The sequence below is a fragment of the Microbacterium sp. LTA6 genome, assembly GCF_045690355.1.
In the GTDB taxonomy this organism is placed as follows: Bacteria; Actinomycetota; Actinomycetes; order Actinomycetales; family Microbacteriaceae; genus Microbacterium.
The window spans coordinates 2,583,400-2,598,616 of sequence record NZ_CP147855.1 but is presented as its reverse complement, the minus strand read 5'-3'; the positions used below and the strand labels follow the sequence as shown (position 1 = coordinate 2,598,616).

Annotated in this window: 15 protein-coding genes; 4 read left to right on the top strand and 11 right to left on the bottom strand. The window is 68.0% G+C overall.

Features of this window, described 5'->3' with window-relative positions; genetic code table 11:
* Nucleotides 1–75 precede the first annotated feature (75 nt).
* The 8 genes from LTA6_RS12250 to LTA6_RS12215 form a co-directional block, all read right to left on the bottom strand.
* Nucleotides 76–981, bottom strand: coding sequence for a sugar phosphate isomerase/epimerase family protein (locus LTA6_RS12250; RefSeq protein ID WP_407357941.1), 906 nt, complete (start codon nucleotides 979–981; stop codon nucleotides 76–78).
* A gap of 202 nt (nucleotides 982–1,183) precedes the next feature.
* Nucleotides 1,184–2,197, bottom strand: a complete 1,014-nt coding sequence (locus LTA6_RS12245) for a sugar phosphate isomerase/epimerase family protein (RefSeq protein WP_407357940.1) — start codon at nucleotides 2,195–2,197, stop codon at nucleotides 1,184–1,186.
* 34 nt (nucleotides 2,198–2,231) lie between these two features.
* The gene (locus LTA6_RS12240; protein WP_407357939.1) at nucleotides 2,232–3,083 is read right to left on the bottom strand and encodes a sugar phosphate isomerase/epimerase family protein; all 852 of its coding nucleotides are present in this window, start codon (nucleotides 3,081–3,083) and stop codon (nucleotides 2,232–2,234) included.
* 125 nt (nucleotides 3,084–3,208) lie between these two features.
* A complete protein-coding gene (locus LTA6_RS12235) occupies nucleotides 3,209–4,417 on the bottom strand; it encodes a substrate-binding domain-containing protein (RefSeq protein ID WP_407357938.1) in 1,209 nt (402 codons plus the stop codon).
* 2 nt (nucleotides 4,418–4,419) lie between these two features.
* Nucleotides 4,420–5,499 carry an ABC transporter permease gene (locus LTA6_RS12230; protein ID WP_407357937.1) on the bottom strand — a complete coding sequence of 360 codons (1,080 nt, stop codon included), beginning with the start codon at nucleotides 5,497–5,499 and terminating at the stop codon, nucleotides 4,420–4,422.
* On the bottom strand, nucleotides 5,496–6,578 hold the full coding sequence (locus LTA6_RS12225; RefSeq protein ID WP_407357936.1) for an ABC transporter permease: 1,083 nt from the start codon (nucleotides 6,576–6,578) through the stop codon (nucleotides 5,496–5,498). Before LTA6_RS12225 ends, LTA6_RS12230 begins: the two co-directional genes overlap by 4 nt.
* The gene (locus LTA6_RS12220; RefSeq protein WP_407357935.1) at nucleotides 6,575–8,098 is read right to left on the bottom strand and encodes a sugar ABC transporter ATP-binding protein; all 1,524 of its coding nucleotides are present in this window, start codon (nucleotides 8,096–8,098) and stop codon (nucleotides 6,575–6,577) included. Before LTA6_RS12220 ends, LTA6_RS12225 begins: the two co-directional genes overlap by 4 nt.
* Nucleotides 8,095–9,237 (bottom strand): Gfo/Idh/MocA family protein, encoded by a 1,143-nt coding sequence (locus LTA6_RS12215; protein ID WP_407357934.1) that lies wholly within the window; start codon nucleotides 9,235–9,237, stop codon nucleotides 8,095–8,097. The genes LTA6_RS12220 and LTA6_RS12215 overlap by 4 nt, the downstream gene beginning before the upstream one ends.
* Before the next feature lie 113 nt (nucleotides 9,238–9,350).
* On the opposite strand from LTA6_RS12215, the gene LTA6_RS12210 reads away from it, so the two are divergent.
* Complete coding sequence (locus tag LTA6_RS12210) at nucleotides 9,351–10,547, top strand: ROK family protein (RefSeq protein WP_407357933.1); 1,197 nt, start codon at nucleotides 9,351–9,353, stop codon at nucleotides 10,545–10,547.
* A 30-nt stretch (nucleotides 10,548–10,577) separates the two neighbouring features.
* Here LTA6_RS12210 and LTA6_RS12205 read toward each other — a convergent pair whose 3' ends face one another.
* Together LTA6_RS12205 and LTA6_RS12200 are read right to left on the bottom strand one after the other, a co-directional pair.
* Nucleotides 10,578–11,684 carry a Gfo/Idh/MocA family oxidoreductase gene (locus tag LTA6_RS12205; RefSeq protein WP_341974031.1) on the bottom strand — a complete coding sequence of 369 codons (1,107 nt, stop codon included), beginning with the start codon at nucleotides 11,682–11,684 and terminating at the stop codon, nucleotides 10,578–10,580.
* On the bottom strand, nucleotides 11,684–12,490 hold the full coding sequence (locus tag LTA6_RS12200) for a sugar phosphate isomerase/epimerase family protein (protein ID WP_407357932.1): 807 nt from the start codon (nucleotides 12,488–12,490) through the stop codon (nucleotides 11,684–11,686). The genes LTA6_RS12205 and LTA6_RS12200 overlap by 1 nt, the downstream gene beginning before the upstream one ends.
* 119 nt (nucleotides 12,491–12,609) lie before the next feature.
* On the opposite strand from LTA6_RS12200, the gene LTA6_RS12195 reads away from it, so the two are divergent.
* Genes LTA6_RS12195 through LTA6_RS12185 form a run of 3 tightly spaced genes read left to right on the top strand, consistent with a single transcriptional unit; the run spans nucleotide 12,610 to nucleotide 14,810 of the window.
* Nucleotides 12,610–13,218 (top strand): TetR/AcrR family transcriptional regulator, encoded by a 609-nt coding sequence (locus LTA6_RS12195; RefSeq protein ID WP_363548119.1) that lies wholly within the window; start codon nucleotides 12,610–12,612, stop codon nucleotides 13,216–13,218.
* Between the two features lie 9 nt (nucleotides 13,219–13,227).
* Nucleotides 13,228–13,845 (top strand): DUF4166 domain-containing protein, encoded by a 618-nt coding sequence (locus tag LTA6_RS12190; protein WP_407357931.1) that lies wholly within the window; start codon nucleotides 13,228–13,230, stop codon nucleotides 13,843–13,845.
* On the top strand, nucleotides 13,842–14,810 hold the full coding sequence (locus LTA6_RS12185) for an epimerase (RefSeq protein WP_407357930.1): 969 nt from the start codon (nucleotides 13,842–13,844) through the stop codon (nucleotides 14,808–14,810). Before LTA6_RS12190 ends, LTA6_RS12185 begins: the two co-directional genes overlap by 4 nt.
* Here LTA6_RS12185 and LTA6_RS12180 read toward each other — a convergent pair.
* A complete protein-coding gene (locus LTA6_RS12180; protein WP_407357929.1) occupies nucleotides 14,807–15,202 on the bottom strand; it encodes a PLDc N-terminal domain-containing protein in 396 nt (131 codons plus the stop codon). The genes LTA6_RS12185 and LTA6_RS12180 overlap by 4 nt on opposite strands.
* Between the last annotated feature and the right edge of the window lie 15 nt (nucleotides 15,203–15,217).

Below are 15,217 nucleotides of genomic sequence, written 5' to 3'. Positions count from 1 at the left end.
CCCCCACGATACAACCGGCCAGGGCCGCGGCGGTCGGGCGGATCGCCGTGTTCACGATCCGCCCGACGCCCATGGTCAGCTCGAGAGCGCCGCGAAGGACGGAACCCTCTCGGTGAACCCGGCTTCTGCGATCTCACGGCGCAACCACGTCAGCGAGTCCGCGAGCATGGGACCTCCCTCGCCCTCGCACTCGATGCTGAGCACACCGTCGAACCCGTGCGCGGACAGCTTCCGGAGGATGCTGCGGATGTTCTCGGCGTTGACGCCACCACCGGCCGGGACGTGACTGATCGCGATACCGGTCGCCCCTCCGCGGACGGCGGACGCGAGCGACTCGGACACGTCCTTGATGTGCACGTGATTGATCCTGTCGAGGAAGCGCTCGGCGAATTCGACCGGGTCGTTGCCGGCGATGAACGTGTTGCCGGTGTCGAGGTTCAGACGCAGCCACGGGGTGTCGCCGCAGAAGTCGAGCATCTCGGCCAGCCAATCGGGCCGCGTCGTGAAGTACCCATGCACCTCGATGTTCACAACGATCTCGTGTGCCTCGGCCACACGGATGATCTCGCCGTAGCTCCGCTTCATCAGGTCGAGAGCCTCACGGTCGCCCAGTCCCTCGGGCTTGTGCAGCCCGTCTGTGGTGGCGACGCGTGGGCTGCCGGCCAGAGAGGCCCAGGCGATGGCCTTCTGGATGTATGGCACGGCCACCGTGAGGCCATCGCGTCCGGACAGCGGGTAGGCCGCGTCGATCTGCGAGAACTCCACTCCGTAGGACTCCATCTTCCGGCGGAGCAGGACCGGGTCCTCGATGAGGGAGATATGGGGGAAGTAGCCGAGCCCGTGGATCCACGACGCTCCCTCGATGACGCCCGGCTCGATGTAGTGCACGTCGTGCTCCTGCGCCCAGGCGAGGGCCTCCTCGAAGGACTTGTGGCTGGAGTTGAAGGCGTCCGTGTGGAAGCCGATCCCGATCTCGGGCATGGAGGATCCTTTCTCTCATCGCATCATCGCGCGAAGGTTCACATACCGGCGCGTATGTCGATACTCCCCAATCCCAGCATATTTCTCAAGGGTGTCGACCTAAAAACATACTTGCGGGTATTGACCCTGACGTGCTTGCGACCAGGCATGCTCGCGGCCCGCACGCAGAGCGGGTCACAGGATCACGCGTCGGGACCGGTGATCACTGATTGCTGAAGGCGGCGTCGAACGATGCTTCGGGTTTCGGCCACAGCAGCGAGCGCACATACCCGAGAGCCTCGGGCGCGCCGTGCAGGCGGTCCATCCCGGCATCCTCCCACTCGATGGAGATGGGACCTGTGTAGCCGATCGCATCGAGCGCGCGGAACGAGTCCTCCCAGGGAACGTCGCCGTGTCCGGTGGAGACGAAGTCCCACCCGCGGCGCGGATCTCCCCAGGGCAGGTGCGAGCCGAGCACGCCGGCGCGACCGTTGCGCGGGCGCATCCGGGTGTCCTTGCAGTCCACGTGGTAGATCCGGTCGGCGAAGTCGACGATGAACCCGACCGGGTCGATGTTCTGCCACATCATGTGCGACGGATCCCAGTTGAACCCGAACGCCTTCCGATGATCGATCGCCTCCAGTGCCCGCACCGAGCTCCAGTAGTCATAGGCGATCTCGCCCGGGTGCACCTCGTGCGCGAACCGCACGCCCTCGTCATCGAAGACGTCGAGGATCGGGTTCCACCGTGTCGCGAAATCCTCGAAGCCGGCTTCGATGACGGATGCCGGCACAGGCGGGAACATCGCCAGATACGGCCAGATCGACGAGCCGGTGAAACCGACGACCGTGTCGATGTCGAGTTTGCGGGCCACGCGCGCTGCGCGCTTCATGTCGTCCGCGGCGCGCTGCCGAACACCCTCGGCGTCGCCGTCGCCGTCGCCCCACACGTACTCGCGCAGGATCGCCTGGTGGCGGAAGTCGATGGGGGCGTCACACACGGCTTGGCCGGCGAGGTGGTTCGAGATGGCGAAGATCTTCAGCCCGTGTCGATCGAGGATCTCGCGGCGTGAGGCCACGTATGCGTCATCCTCGTCCGCCCGCTGCAGATCGAGGTGGTCGCCGGATGCCGCGACCTCGAGCCCGTCGTAGCCCCACTCGGCCGCGAGGCGGGCGACCTCCTCGAACGGCAGATCGGCCCACTGGCCCGTGAACAAGGTGACCGGGTGGGTGCTCATGGATACTCCTTCGTATCGTCGACGGTCGTGCGGGTCAGGCGCCGAGGGCGTGGAGCGCGGCGATGCTGCGGGCGGCGAGCTCGTCCTGGCTCGGAGCGAGCGGCCGCCAGACCGACGCGGCGACGGCGATCGTCGCATTCTCCCCCGTGAAGCTCTCCAGGCCGAGCGGGCCGCGGTAGCCCGCGTCGTCGAGCGCGCGCAGGATCTCCGGCCAATCGGTGTGGTCGTCCCCCACCGCGCCGCGGTCGCTGCCGCACACCTGCACGTGCGCGATGGCCGCGCCTGCGGCGAGGATCGCAGCGGCCGGCTTCTTCTCCTCGATGTTGAGGTGGTACGTGTCGAGTGCGAGACCGACCCCCGCGCCGAGCAGCGGTGCGAGGGCGTCGAGGCTCTGCTCGACCGTGTTGAGCACGCTCGTCTCGTAGCGGTTGAGCGGCTCAATCGCCAGCGTGACGCCGACAGCGGCGGCCTCGGCCGCGAGCGACGCGAGGTTCTCCCGCAGTTCGCGCACGACCGCGGTGCGCTCGTCGGCATCCATCCGCCACGTCACGCCGGTCGGCGCGTAGAACGGTCCGGCGACGACGTCCGAGCCCAGCACCCGCGCGGCGGAGATGCAAGACCGCAGATAATCCTGGGTGGCGGCGACGTCACCGGCACGGGAGATCAGTGATCGCCCCGGGCCCATCGCGCCGATGACGATACCCCCGAGGCCGAGGCTGTCGAGGACTACGCGCACCTGGGCCGGATCCCAGTCGCCCACGTTCTCGAGAGGGAGCTCCAGCGCCTGATACCCGAGATCGACGGCCTTGCGGGCGAGCGGCTCAAGCGCGGCATCCGTGAGCGGAGACGTCCACACCCACGTGTTGACGGCGATCGTGCGGGGCATCCTTCTCCTTCGAATCATGCAGGCGGGCGTTTCGTCTCGTCGCTCCGCTCCTCGCTCAACGACCGGGGGTCCGGTCGTTGAGCGAGAGAAGCGAGACGAAACGCCCGCACACGCGTCCCGTCAGGTTACGGGATCTGTCGTTCCTGCCAGACGGTGGGGTATCCCGGGAGGTTCTCCCCGCCGAACTTGGCGTAGTGGCCGTCGGGCATGCCGTCGTTGGCCTTGAGGTACTGGTCGAGCTCACCCTCGGTGATCGGCTTCTGCGGCAGCACCCACTCCTTCGGCACCTCTTCACCGGCGAAGATCTTCTGCGCGGCGAGGAGCGGCGTGCGCCACTGGAAGTTGGAGTAGACCGGCGCAAGCCCCGTGAGACCCGTGTCCTTCCACTTGCGGAGGAAGCTCATCTCATCCTCACCGGTCATGACCGGGTAGTCCGCTCCGGCATCCTCGAACGCCTCGATGGCGGCGACGGCACCGTCACCGGCGTCCATCCAGATACCCTGCACGTCGCCCTTCGCCAGCTCGTCGGTGATGATGCTCTTGATCTCAGCGGGGTCGGCGCCCGTGAAGTAGTCCACGGCCTCGATCCCTGCCTCGTCGAAGAGCTTCTCGGCTGCTGCCCAGCGGTGCTCGAGCACGTCGACGCCCGGGAGGACCCGCAGCGCCACGACCTTGTCGCCCTCCTTCAGGTTGTCGATGAGGAACTCGGCCGTGTCGATGCCCCACGCGAAGCCGCCGATGGGGTGGATGAACGTGACCGGGCAGTCGGTGTTCACTCCGCGATCGAACACGATGACGGGCTTGCCCGTCTCGCACGCCCGCTCGACCGCCGGAGTCATCGCCGCTGTGCTGTTCGGCGAGATGAGGAAGACGTCGCAGTTGCCCTCCGAGATGAAGTAGTCGATGTCGGCGATCTGCGTGTCATCGGAGTCCTGCGCGTCGCGGGTCTCCATCTCGCTGATCGCGCCATCGGCCTGCAGCGCCTTCAGCTGCTCGTTCATCGTGATCCAGCCGGTCTGGCGCCACGGGTTGGAGATCGAGGCGTTCGCGAAGCACGCCTTCTTGGCTCCTTCGCTCGCGTACTCGGCCGTGTCGACCATCTCGGCATTGATGTACTGCAGGTACGGCTCTTCGGCCGGCCCCTCCGGCTCCACGCCGCGTTCCTCGTTCTGCTTGTCGAAGAGCTCCTGATCGAACCACTCGGTCGTCTCGGCCGACTCCTCGGGACTGTCGGACTCGGCCGGCGCGACGGACGGGTCTGTCGTACACCCGGCGAGCGCGATGAGGCCGAAGAGAGCCACCCCTGCGGTGGCGATCTTCATTGATCGTCGCATTGCTAATCTCCTCTGGTTTCTGTGTGGCCCCCGGAGGCGAGGGCGGGTGATGCGGACGGTCGAGCCGAGTCGCCAAGGGGGGCGTCCGGCTCCTTCCCCTGGTCGGGAGAAGAGTGTGGGCCTCGCTTGCGCCGGGCCCGGAAGGCGACGGCGGAGTAGGCGACGGCAGCGATGATGATGACGCCTTGGACGGCGTCGCGGAGCGTCGAGGGGACGCCGGCGATGTTGAGCAGCATGAAGAGCGCTTCGAGCGCGAATGCGCCGGCTGCAGCGGCGACGATCCAGCCGCGGCCACCGCCGAGCACGACGCCACCGAGTACGACCGCGGTGATCGCCACGAACTCGTATCCCCGACCGACCGAGGGGTGCACACCGGCGTAGCCGACGAGCAGCACGGCCGACAGCGTCGCCGACAACGAGGAGATCATGAAGGCACGTGTCGTGACCCACGCGCTGCGCGCACCCGCGTAGTCGACGGCGCTGGCGTTGTCTCCGACGGAGATGAGCAGCTTCCCCAGGGGACGCTTCGTGATCCAGATGCCGAGCGCGAGCCATCCGATCAGGATGAACACCGCCCAGGGGATGAACTCAAGGAACGGGACGTCTCGGATGCCGCCGCGGCCGATCTCGCGGAAGCTGTCGGCCGGGTTCCCGGTGGCAGCCCCACCCGTCCACCACATCACGCCGCCGAGCAGGGCGAGCATCATGCCGAGCGTGACGATGAACGAAGGCACCTTGAGCAGTGTCGTGATCACGCCGTTGACGAGGCCGACGGCGGCGCCGACGACGATCATGAGCAGGAGCACGGGCACGGTGCGCGAGTCATCCTGTCCGACGAGATTGCCGGCGATGATCACCTGCGCTGTGATGAGCGAACCCTGCGACAGGTCGAACTCCCCCGCGATGATCACGAAGTACTGCCCGATGGCGACGATGGCGATCGGTGCGACCCGCTGGATGAAACGCATCAGCTGGCCGGGGTCGGCGAAGCTCGGGTTGAGGATCATGACTGCCACGAGCAGGAGCACGAGCAGCAGGAACACGGCTCCCCGAGGGCTCACGAGTGTGCGCAGGGCGTTCATGCGCGCCCTCCTTCCGCGATGGGAGTGGTATCGGCGAGTTGCGAGGCCGCGGCGGCCATCTCGGGTTCGGCCGCCTTCGCGGCGTCGTCCCCTCCGGTGCGCGTTCCTCCCGCGCCGAAACGCGGACGGCGGCGGACGATCGCGCGGCGGCTGTAGACGGCGACGGCTGCGACGATGACGACGCCGCGGACGACGTCCTTCAGGAACGGGTTCACCTGCATGACGCTCATGACGCTGTCGACCACGGCGAGGATGGCCACGCCGCCGATCGTGCCCCAGATCGAACCGCGTCCGCCCAGGAGCAGCGTTCCGCCGAGCACCACCGCGGCGATCGAGAGGAGCGCGTACCCGCCCTGCTGACCCACGGTGGGACTTCCGACGCCGAGCCGGCTGGCGAGCAAGAGGCCCGCGAGACCGGCGAACACCGAGCACAGCACATGAGCCGCGATGAGCGGCGGACGGGTGCGGACACCGGACAGGCGCGCGATCTCCGGATCACCGCCGACCGCGTACAGGTGCGCGCCGGTGCGCGTCCGGTTCAGCAGGAACCAGACGAGCACTGCCATCGCGATCATGATAATGGTCGAGACCGGCACGGGACCGACGCCCGTCGCTCCGATGAGCTGGAACTCCCACGGCACGCTGCCCGCAGACCCCTCGAAGTTGGTGTTCAGGATGCCCTGCAGGATGAGCCCGACGCCGAGCGTGGCGATGAAGCCGTTCACCTTCAGCACCGTGACGATCAGTCCGTTGACGAGACCGATGGCGGCGCAGATGAGCAGGGTGACGGCGACCGCCGCGGGGATATTCCCCGGGTTGCCGTTCATGATCGTGGCTGCCAGCAGGCTCGAAAGACTGATGACGTACGTGACGGAGAGGTCGAGCGATGCGCCGAGCACGACGAGTGTCTGCCCGATTGCGACGAGACCCAGCACGCTCATTCCCGTGAGGATGTCGCGGATGTTGCCCGGGCTGAGGAAGTTCCGGCCGACGGTGCCGACGAGGACGGCACCGATGATGAGCGTGAGGATCAGGATGCCCAGGACGATGATCGTGGAGTCGATGCGCAGACGCTTCACCGGACGCCTCCTTCCGTGGATGCGTCGGTATGCGACGCGCCGGTCGCCGCGATGAGGATCTCGTGCTCGGCGGAACCGGCGGGGAGTTCGGCGACGAGCTCGCCGTCGTGCATGACCAGGATCCGGTCGCTCATGCCGATCACCTCCGGGAGTTCACTGGAGACCATAAGCACCGCCTTGCCCTGTGCGGCGAGTTCGCGCATGAGCTGGTAGACGGCGTACTTCGCGCCGACGTCGATGCCCCGGGTCGGCTCGTCGAAGAGCACGATCTGGGGCTGGGTGAGCAGCCACTTCGCGAGCACGACCTTCTGCTGGTTGCCGCCGGAGAGGAAACGCACCTCCTGGTCGATTCCACGCGAGCTGATCTCAAGCGAGCTGAGCACACCCGGTACCTCTCGACGCGATGACGACGTGCGTCCGGAGAACACGCTGCGGACGACGAGCAGAGCGTTGTCGAGCACGGACTGACCGAGCGCGAGCCCCTGCGCCTTCCTATCCTCCGAGACGAGCGCGAGTCCGACACGGACGGCTGCGCGGGCGCTGGTGATCCGGACGGGCTTCCCGTCGATGCGCATCGAGCCGCGGGCGAAGCCCTGGATGCCGAACACGCCCTCCACGAGCTCCGTGCGTCCCGATCCCTGCAGGCCCGCGACGCCGACGATCTCACCGGCGCGGAGCGTGAGGGACACGCCGTCGACGAAGGCGTTGCCGCAGCTCTCGAGCTCGAGTCGCGGCTCACCGACGGTCGTACCCGCGACCGCATCCGGGAAGTAGGACTGGATCGAACGGCCGACCATCCGGCGCACGAGCTCGTCGGTCGTGAGCGCTCCGGTGTCGTCGGTCGAGACGAGCGCCCCGTCCTTGAGGATCGTGATGCGGTCGCAGAGGTCGAAGATCTCCTTCAGACGGTGCGAGACGTAGATGACGGCGACGCCGCGGGACGTGAGCTTGCGGATGATGGCGTAGAGCAGCTCGACCTCGTGGTCGCTCAACGCGGCCGTCGGCTCGTCCATCGAGATGATCTTGGCGTCGAACGACAACGCCTTCACGATCTCGACGATCTGCTGCTCAGCGACGGTGAGGGAGCCCACGCGGGCCTGCGGATCGATGAACGAGACGCCGAGATCGGCGAGGAGCTGTCCGGTGCGACCGTTCATCGCCTTGGCATCGACGAACCCGGCCCTGCGGGGCTCGCGCCCGAGGTAGACGTTCTGCGCGACCGTGCGCTCGGGGAGGAGAGTGAACTCCTGGAAGACCGTCACGATGCCGGCATCCATCGCCTGACGGGGGTGCGCGTGGTGCACTTCTTCGCCGAGATACGTGACCGTGCCCTCATCAGCCGGCTGCACCCCGGCGATGATCTTCATGAGCGTGGACTTGCCCGCACCGTTCTCTCCCACGAGGCCGTGCACCTCGCCGGGGCGGACGTCGAAGTCGATGCCCTTCAGCACCTCGACGCCGAAGAAAGACTTGCGAACACCCTGCACGGCCAGTACCGGCGGCGTCGTGGTCGCGGTCATGCCTGCACCTCCACTCGTTCGACATGGTCCTGTTCGGAGAGCTGCACCCAGCGGCCGTCGTGCGCGGCCGAGTCGAGCACCGCTTCTGTCAGCACGGCGGATCGATACCCGTCCGCGAACGTCGGGAGGCCGTCCGGCTCTGCTCCTCCGATCGTGGCGTAGACGTCCGCCATGAATCCGTTGAAGGCGTCCTGATACCCCATCGCATGCCCGGCGGGAACACGCTGGAGTCGCGCCGAATCGGGCTCTGCCGTGGCGGGGTCGCGGAGCAGCAGTCGGGACTCTTCGCGCGCGCCGACCCAGAGTTCCTCCGGTCGCTCCTGCTCGAAGCGCAGGGTCTGCCGAGAACCATGCAGTTCGAGCGTGAGGGCGTTCTTCCGGCCGGCTGCCATCTGTGAGATCAGCAGGGTGCCGAGGGCCCCGGATTCGGTCTCGACGAGCACGGCGACGATGTCCTCGGTGTCGACCTCTCGGCCGGCGCGCTCAGAGAACACGCGGCGCGTCCGAGCGCTCAGCGAGCGGATCCGCTCGCCGATGACGAACTCGATGAGGTCGCACAGGTGCGAGCCGATGTCGGCGAACGCTCGAGATGCCCCGCCGGACGCGGACTGTGCGCGCCAGTCGTCGTCGGTCGGCAGCAGCATCCAGTCCTGCAGATACGAGCAGTCGAGAGTGAGCAGGTCTCCCGCATCGCCTCGCCTCAGCCGTGCCCGAGCCTCGCGGACCATCGGGTGGTAGCGGTAGATGAACGGCACTGCTCCCACAAGCCCCCGTGCCTCGGCGGCATCCGCGAGATGCTTCGCATCGGCGGCACTCGTGGCGAGCGGCTTCTCGCAGACGACGTGCTTGCCCGCAGCAAGAGCGCGCAGCGCCAGGTCGGCGTGCGTGGTGTTGGGGGTGCAGACGTGCACCACGTCGATGTCCGACGCATCGAGAAGGGCATCGGCGTCGGCCTCTGCGCGCTCGGCGCCCAAGGCGGCCGCAGCTGCACGTCCTCCCCTCGCGGAGCTGGTCGCCACGGCGCGGAGTTCGCCCCCGGCGTCGCGCGATGCGGTGCGATGCACCCGCGCCATGAATCCTCCTCCGAGGATGCCGGCTCGGATCGTCCCGAGTCCGGTGTCAGTGACATCCGTTGTCATGAGGGGAGTCTGACACAGGTTCGACATCTTTTGCTAGTCCATCGTCAAAAGTTGCCTGTCCCTAATTTGAAGTCAATCACCGGAGAGGTAGAAGGCTGTGGTTTACTGACGCAATGGTTGACGTACTGCGGCCGGTCCCGGCGACGACCCCGGGCACGGGTGAGATCTTCCAGATCCTGCGCGACGGGCATGCCCGCACGAAGGCTGAACTCGCCACTCTGACCGGTCTCGCCCGGTCGACGGTTGCGCTGCGCATCGACGCCCTCCTCGCGGCGGACCTTCTGCGCCCAGCCGGCGAGGCGGCGTCCACCGGTGGACGCCCACCGGCCCGCGTCGCCTTCAACCCGCGGGCCGGAGTCGTGATCGCTGTGGATCTCGGCGCGACGCACGCGACCGTCGCGGTCGCGGACCTCGCCGGCATCATCCTCGACGCGCGAACGCGCACGATCGACATCGCCGACGGGCCGGAGAAGCTGCTCGGCACGATCCTCGCGGACAGCACGGAACTCCTCGAGACGCCGACCGCCACCGGACTCCCCCTGCTCGGCGTGGGCATCGGCGTTCCCGGTCCGGTGGAGCACTCCACCGGACGACCGACCAATCCCCCGATCATGCCCGGATGGGATCGTTTCGATGTTCCCGGCTACGTGCAGCGGACCTTCGACGTTCCGGTTCTCGTCGACAACGACGTCAACATCCTCGCTCTCGGCGAGCAGGCGACGAGTTGGCCCCATGTCGACGACCTCATCTTCGTCAAGGTCTCCACCGGCATCGGCGCGGGCATCATCGCCGGCGGCCAGCTGCAGCGCGGCGCCCAGGGGTCCGCGGGCGACATGGGTCACGTCCAGGTGCCGACCGGCGCCGGATCGACGCGCGAACCAGGCGACGAGCGCGACCTGGAGGCCCTCGCCAGTGGCTCTGCACTGGCGATCGCGCTGCGCGCCGACGGTCACGAGGCGCAGAGCGCCTCCGATGTGGTCGACCTCGTGCGCGCGGGCAATGCGGCCGCGATCGAGGCGACCCGTCAGGCCGGACGCGATGTCGGTGAAGTGCTCGCCACCGTCGTCAATCTCCTGAACCCCTCGATCATCGTGCTCGGTGGAAGCATCGCCCGCGCGGGCGAACACCTGCTGGCCGGGGTCCGCGAGGTCGTCTACCGGCGCTCGATCCCTCTGGCCACTCAGCATCTCGCGATCGTGCAGTCTCAGGCCGGCGACCGCGCCGCTGTGCTGGGGGCGGCCATCATGGTCGCCCGCGAAGTTCTCTCACCGGTGAACGTCGACCGCCACGTGGCGGCGAAGACGCGCTGATCGCGTCTCCGCCGCCAGGGCGATCCGCTCTCAGAGCGTTGCGGCGAACGGGTCGAAGTCGGCGGCGATCGCGCCCACCTCGCCGAGGGTGCTCTCGACGGCGACGAAGCTGCGGGACTCCGCAGCCTCCTCGATCGAAAGCAGCGTGTCGAGCACGTGATAGCCGAACTCGCCCGTCGCGACGTGAGGACGATCGGCGGCGATCGAGCGCACCATGTCGAGCAGGCCGACTCCACGACCGGACAGCACGCCCTCCTGTGCGACATCGACGACCACCTGATCGCCGCGGATGATCGAGATCGCGCCGCCGAACATGTTCGGATCGGGAATGACCAGCGTCCCCTCGGTGCCGGTGATCTCGACGATGCCCTGCCGCGCCAGCGGAGAGTCGGTGCTGTACATGCTCTGCCCCTGACCGCCGCCCTCGAAGCCCATCAGCACGCTCAGCGTCGACGGGATCTCGACGGGGAACTCCTGGCCGGCGAGATCGCCGACCTGCACGCGGCGGGTCGGAGTTCCCTGCAGGCCGAGAGCCGCGACCGTTGCGACCGGGCCGAAGACGTGCACGAGCGTGGAGACGTAGTACGGCCCCATGTCGAGCAGCGGTCCAGCGCCCTTCGCGTACAGGAACGCCGGGTTCGGGTGGAAGACCTCAGGGCCGCCCCACTGGAACGTGGTCTGGGCGAACAGCGGCCGACCGATGTCTCCACGGGCGATCACACGCTTCGCGGTCTGCACGCCGGGCCCGAGCACGGTATCCGGCGCCACTCCTACGCGGAGGCCGGCGGCATCCGCCGCCTCCAGCAGTCGACGCGACTCCTCGCGGCTCACGCCGATCGGCTTCTCGGTCCACACGTGCTTGCCGGCCGCCAGGATCGCGAGGGATACCTCGACGTGGGTCGCCGGAATGGTCAGGTTCACGACGATCTCGATCTCGGGATCGTCGAGCACCACGTCGACGCCGCCGGCACGGGGCACTCCGTACTTTTCGGCCTGTGCTCGTGCGCGCTCTTCGACGATGTCCGCGACGGCGAGCACGCGCACGTCCGGGAACGTGGTGAGGTTGCTCAGGTACTGGTCACTGATATTGCCCGCGCCGATGATGCCGACGCCGACGGGTCCGTTGCTCGACGCCATCAGCCGGCCACCTTCTCTTCGAGGTAGACGCGGCTGCGCTCGACGGCGTCGAACAGGTCTCCCTCGTAGTGGTCGAACTCGACGATCGCGAGCTCGAGCGCGGGCGCGGCCTTGATCGCCTCGACGAGCGGAACGACGCCGTCACCGGCGGCAACCTGATCGGCGGGCGGGTACGCCTGGACCGCCTCAGGGGCGAGCGTGCCGTCCTTCGCGTGCACCGCGATGACGCGGTTGCCGAGGCGCTGCACCAGCGCCACCGGGTCCTGGCCGGAACGCGCCACCCAGTACAGGTCGACTTCGAGAACGACGCGCTCGTCGAGGAAACCGGCCAGCACCTCGAGCCCGGTCACTCCGTCGAACACGGCTTCGAGCTCGTGAGCGTGGTTGTGGTAGCCGACGCGGATGCCGAGCGGTGCGCCGATCTCAGCGGCCTCATTGAGCAGGCGAGCAGTCTCTTCGATCTGCTCGACGGACGTCCAGCGTGCAGGCTCGACGTAGGGCTCGATGACCGTGGTCATCCCCAGGACCTTCGCTGCCGCGAACACCACAGCGGGAGTCGGCACTGCATTGTCGGTCCCGGTGCCGTCCGGGTTGACGAACGACGGGGAAGCGAGGAATGCGTGGCCGCTCGGGGCGGTGAGGCCCGCCGTCGCGAGGGCTGCCGCGAGCGGCTCGGCCCGGCGCACGAAGTCGTAGGGCTCGACCGTGGTGAAGCCGCGCTTCGCGATCTCGGCGAGGGCGCCCTCGAGGTCGGATTCCAGGTGATCCCTGATCGTGAACAACTGGATGGATGTCTGAACCGTCATCGGTGGGGCTCCTTCTGTGTCGTCGGCGACGCGTGGAAGCGCATGTGTGCGCCCGCGATACGAGGCACGCTATCACAAATACCTCCGGCTGGAGGTTTTCCTTCGGCTAGGCTTCACCCATGTCCGACGACTCCGAATCGCCGCGTCCGCGCGGCACCTACGCCAAGGGTGTCGCCCGACGGCAGGAGATCCTCGACCGTGCCATCGAGGTGTTCGCGGCCCGCGGTGCGGATCGCACCAGCCTCCGATCGATCGCCAAGGAGGTCGGCGTCACGCACGCCGCCCTCACCCACTACTTCGGCTCTCTCGAGGAGCTCCTCGTCGCCGTGTACCGCGCAGCCTCCGAGCGCCCCTCCCCCGGCCCGCGGCCGAAGATCGCGCCGACCCCCGTCGAGATCATGATCCACTCGGCGAAGGCGAACCGCGCCGTCCCCGGTCTCGTGCAGCTGTATTCGTCCCTCGTCGCCGCGGCGTTGGAGGAGGGCCACCCCGCCGCTCGCGAGTTCGCCACCGAGCGCTTCACCGAAGTGCGGGCCGACCTCGTCAAGCGGGTCATCGCGCAGCAGCGCACCGGGCGCATCCGCACGGACGTCGACCCGGCGGCCGTGGCTGCGCTCGTGGTCGCCGCATCCGACGGCCTGCAGACGCAGTGGCTCCTGGATGACACCGTCCCGCAGCAGGACGCCCTCGAGCTTCTCGAACGGCTGCTGCGTCCGCCGGAAAGCTAGTCTCGAAGGGTGCCGCCTTCGCAGTCCCCCTACGCCAGGGCGCTCGGCGACCGCATCCACGAGCTGCACCCGGCGCTGCGCACGTACTTCCACGCGATCCCGGACGGCAGCGTCGGCATCGGAGAAGGCGTGCTCCACCGCATCGGCACTCCACGCCGGTGGCTGTGGCCGTTCCTGCGCCCGCTGGAGCAGCGCGGCGTCGTCGTCGCGTGCTGGGAAAGCGATGTGCCGTTCCGGGTCGAGAATCGCACCATCGCCTCCCGGGCGATCGGCGAGCGCGCGTTCCACCTCGCCCGCGGTTCGTGGACGATGAGGGATGCCGTCGCGCTCACGCGCCACGGGCGCGTCGTCGATGAGCTCGGCGAACCGGGTCTGATCGCGGCGTGCTTCGACGTCGACGTCCGTGACGGGTCCCTCATCCTTACCCGCCGTGCGGTCGGCATCCGGCTCCGTCGACTGCGGATCCGCCTGCCGCGGTTGCTGTCCCCCGTCATTCGCCTCACCGAGCGCTTCGATGACGTTCTCGCACGTCAGATCGTCGAGCTCACCGTCACCGCCCCCGTCCTCGGCCGGGTGTACGAGTACAGCGGCGATTTCACCTATTCGATCGAGGAGGCAACCGCGTGAGCGCAGGCAGAGTGGTGATCGGCGGATCGACCGGGTTCATGGGCCAGTACCTGCTCCCGCGCCTGCGCGCAGCGGGTCGCGAGGTCGTCACGATCTCCCGCACCGGCGCCGATCTGCGCTGGGGCGACCAGGCCGGGATCAACAGCGCCGTCGACGGCGCGGCACTGGTGATCGGACTCGCCGGCAAGAGCGTCAACTGCCGCTACACCCTCGAGAACCGGGCCGAGATCTTCCGCTCACGGCTCGACACCACCTCATCGCTCAGCCAGGCGATCGCCGCGTCCGAGAAGCCGCCGGCGCTCTGGGTGAATTCCTCCACGGCGACGATCTACCGTCACGCGGAGGACCGCCCGATGACCGAGTCGACCGGCGAGCTCGGCTCGGGATTCTCGGTCGAGGTCGCAAAGGCCTGGGAGCGCGCGCTGTTCGCCGACGCACTCCCGCACACGCGCCGGGTCGCACTGCGGAGCACGATCGTACTCGGCCACGGCGGCGTGCTCGGCCCGGTGCAGAACCTGGCAAGGCGTGGCCTCGGCGGTGCGCAGTACGACGGCGGATGGCCGGTGAGCAGGCGGCGCCGTGCGGCCGGTACCGGCCACTTTCCCGGCGCCCGCCGAGGAACGCAGCGCTTCAGCTGGGTGCACGTGGAGGATGTGGCGCGCATCATCGACTTCCTCGAACAGACGCCATCGCTCGACGGCCCGGTCAATGCGGCTGCACCGCATCCCGTCGACAACAACGAGTTCATGGCGACGGTGCGCCGAGTTCTTGGAGTCAGGTTCGGACCGCCGATGCCGCGCTGGATGCTTGAGCTCGGCGCCATCGGTATCCGCACCGAGACCGAGCTGATCCTGAAGAGCCGTTGGGTGCTGCCGGAGAAGCTCACCCACGCGGGATTCGAGTTCCGCTACCCGACGCTGGAGCCCGCGATCCGCGAGTCCTTCGGAATCGAAGGCGCTGCCTAGCCCGGCTGGGTCTCCGTGCCGGCCGGAGAGCCGCCGTCCTCGCGCTTTCTCTTCTCGACCTCCTGGCGCAGGCGCCACTCCTCGATCTCGCGGTCGAGGTCGGCGATCTGCTGCTCTGTCGTGCGCGTGTCGACGGGGGCGGCAGGCGCCGGTCGCACATCCGTCTGTGCGGGGCGCGCGGCCCTGCGCATCCGCGGAATGGCGATTCCCGATTCGCCGTACTCCCGTCCGATCGCGAACCAGAGGATACTGCCGATCAGCGGCAGCAGGATCACGATGATGATCCACACCATCTTCGGCAGATACTTCACCTGCGAATCGTCGCGGGTGATGATGTCGATCAGCGCGCCGATCATCAGCGCGACGACGAGCATCGAGAACAGGAACGGCATGGCTACAGGGTAGAC

What these genes read in the sequence shown, in the direction of transcription:
- LTA6_RS12250 (WP_407357941.1), bottom strand. Translation starts at nt 981, where the DNA reads ATGCCCGAGATCGGGATCGGCTTCCACACGGACGCCTTCAACTCCAGC.
- LTA6_RS12245 (WP_407357940.1), bottom strand. Translation starts at nt 2,197, where the DNA reads ATGAGCACCCACCCGGTCACCTTGTTCACGGGCCAGTGGGCCGATCTG.
- LTA6_RS12240 (WP_407357939.1), bottom strand. Translation starts at nt 3,083, where the DNA reads ATGCCCCGCACGATCGCCGTCAACACGTGGGTGTGGACGTCTCCGCTC.
- LTA6_RS12235 (WP_407357938.1), bottom strand. Translation starts at nt 4,417, where the DNA reads ATGCGACGATCAATGAAGATCGCCACCGCAGGGGTGGCTCTCTTCGGC.
- LTA6_RS12230 (WP_407357937.1), bottom strand. Translation starts at nt 5,499, where the DNA reads ATGAACGCCCTGCGCACACTCGTGAGCCCTCGGGGAGCCGTGTTCCTG.
- LTA6_RS12220 (WP_407357935.1), bottom strand. Translation starts at nt 8,098, where the DNA reads ATGACCGCGACCACGACGCCGCCGGTACTGGCCGTGCAGGGTGTTCGC.
- LTA6_RS12215 (WP_407357934.1), bottom strand. Translation starts at nt 9,237, where the DNA reads ATGACAACGGATGTCACTGACACCGGACTCGGGACGATCCGAGCCGGC.
- LTA6_RS12210 (WP_407357933.1), top strand. Translation starts at nt 9,351, where the DNA reads ATGGTTGACGTACTGCGGCCGGTCCCGGCGACGACCCCGGGCACGGGT.
- LTA6_RS12205 (WP_341974031.1), bottom strand. Translation starts at nt 11,684, where the DNA reads ATGGCGTCGAGCAACGGACCCGTCGGCGTCGGCATCATCGGCGCGGGC.
- LTA6_RS12200 (WP_407357932.1), bottom strand. Translation starts at nt 12,490, where the DNA reads ATGACGGTTCAGACATCCATCCAGTTGTTCACGATCAGGGATCACCTG.
- LTA6_RS12195 (WP_363548119.1), top strand. Translation starts at nt 12,610, where the DNA reads ATGTCCGACGACTCCGAATCGCCGCGTCCGCGCGGCACCTACGCCAAG.
- LTA6_RS12180 (WP_407357929.1), bottom strand. Translation starts at nt 15,202, where the DNA reads ATGCCGTTCCTGTTCTCGATGCTCGTCGTCGCGCTGATGATCGGCGCG.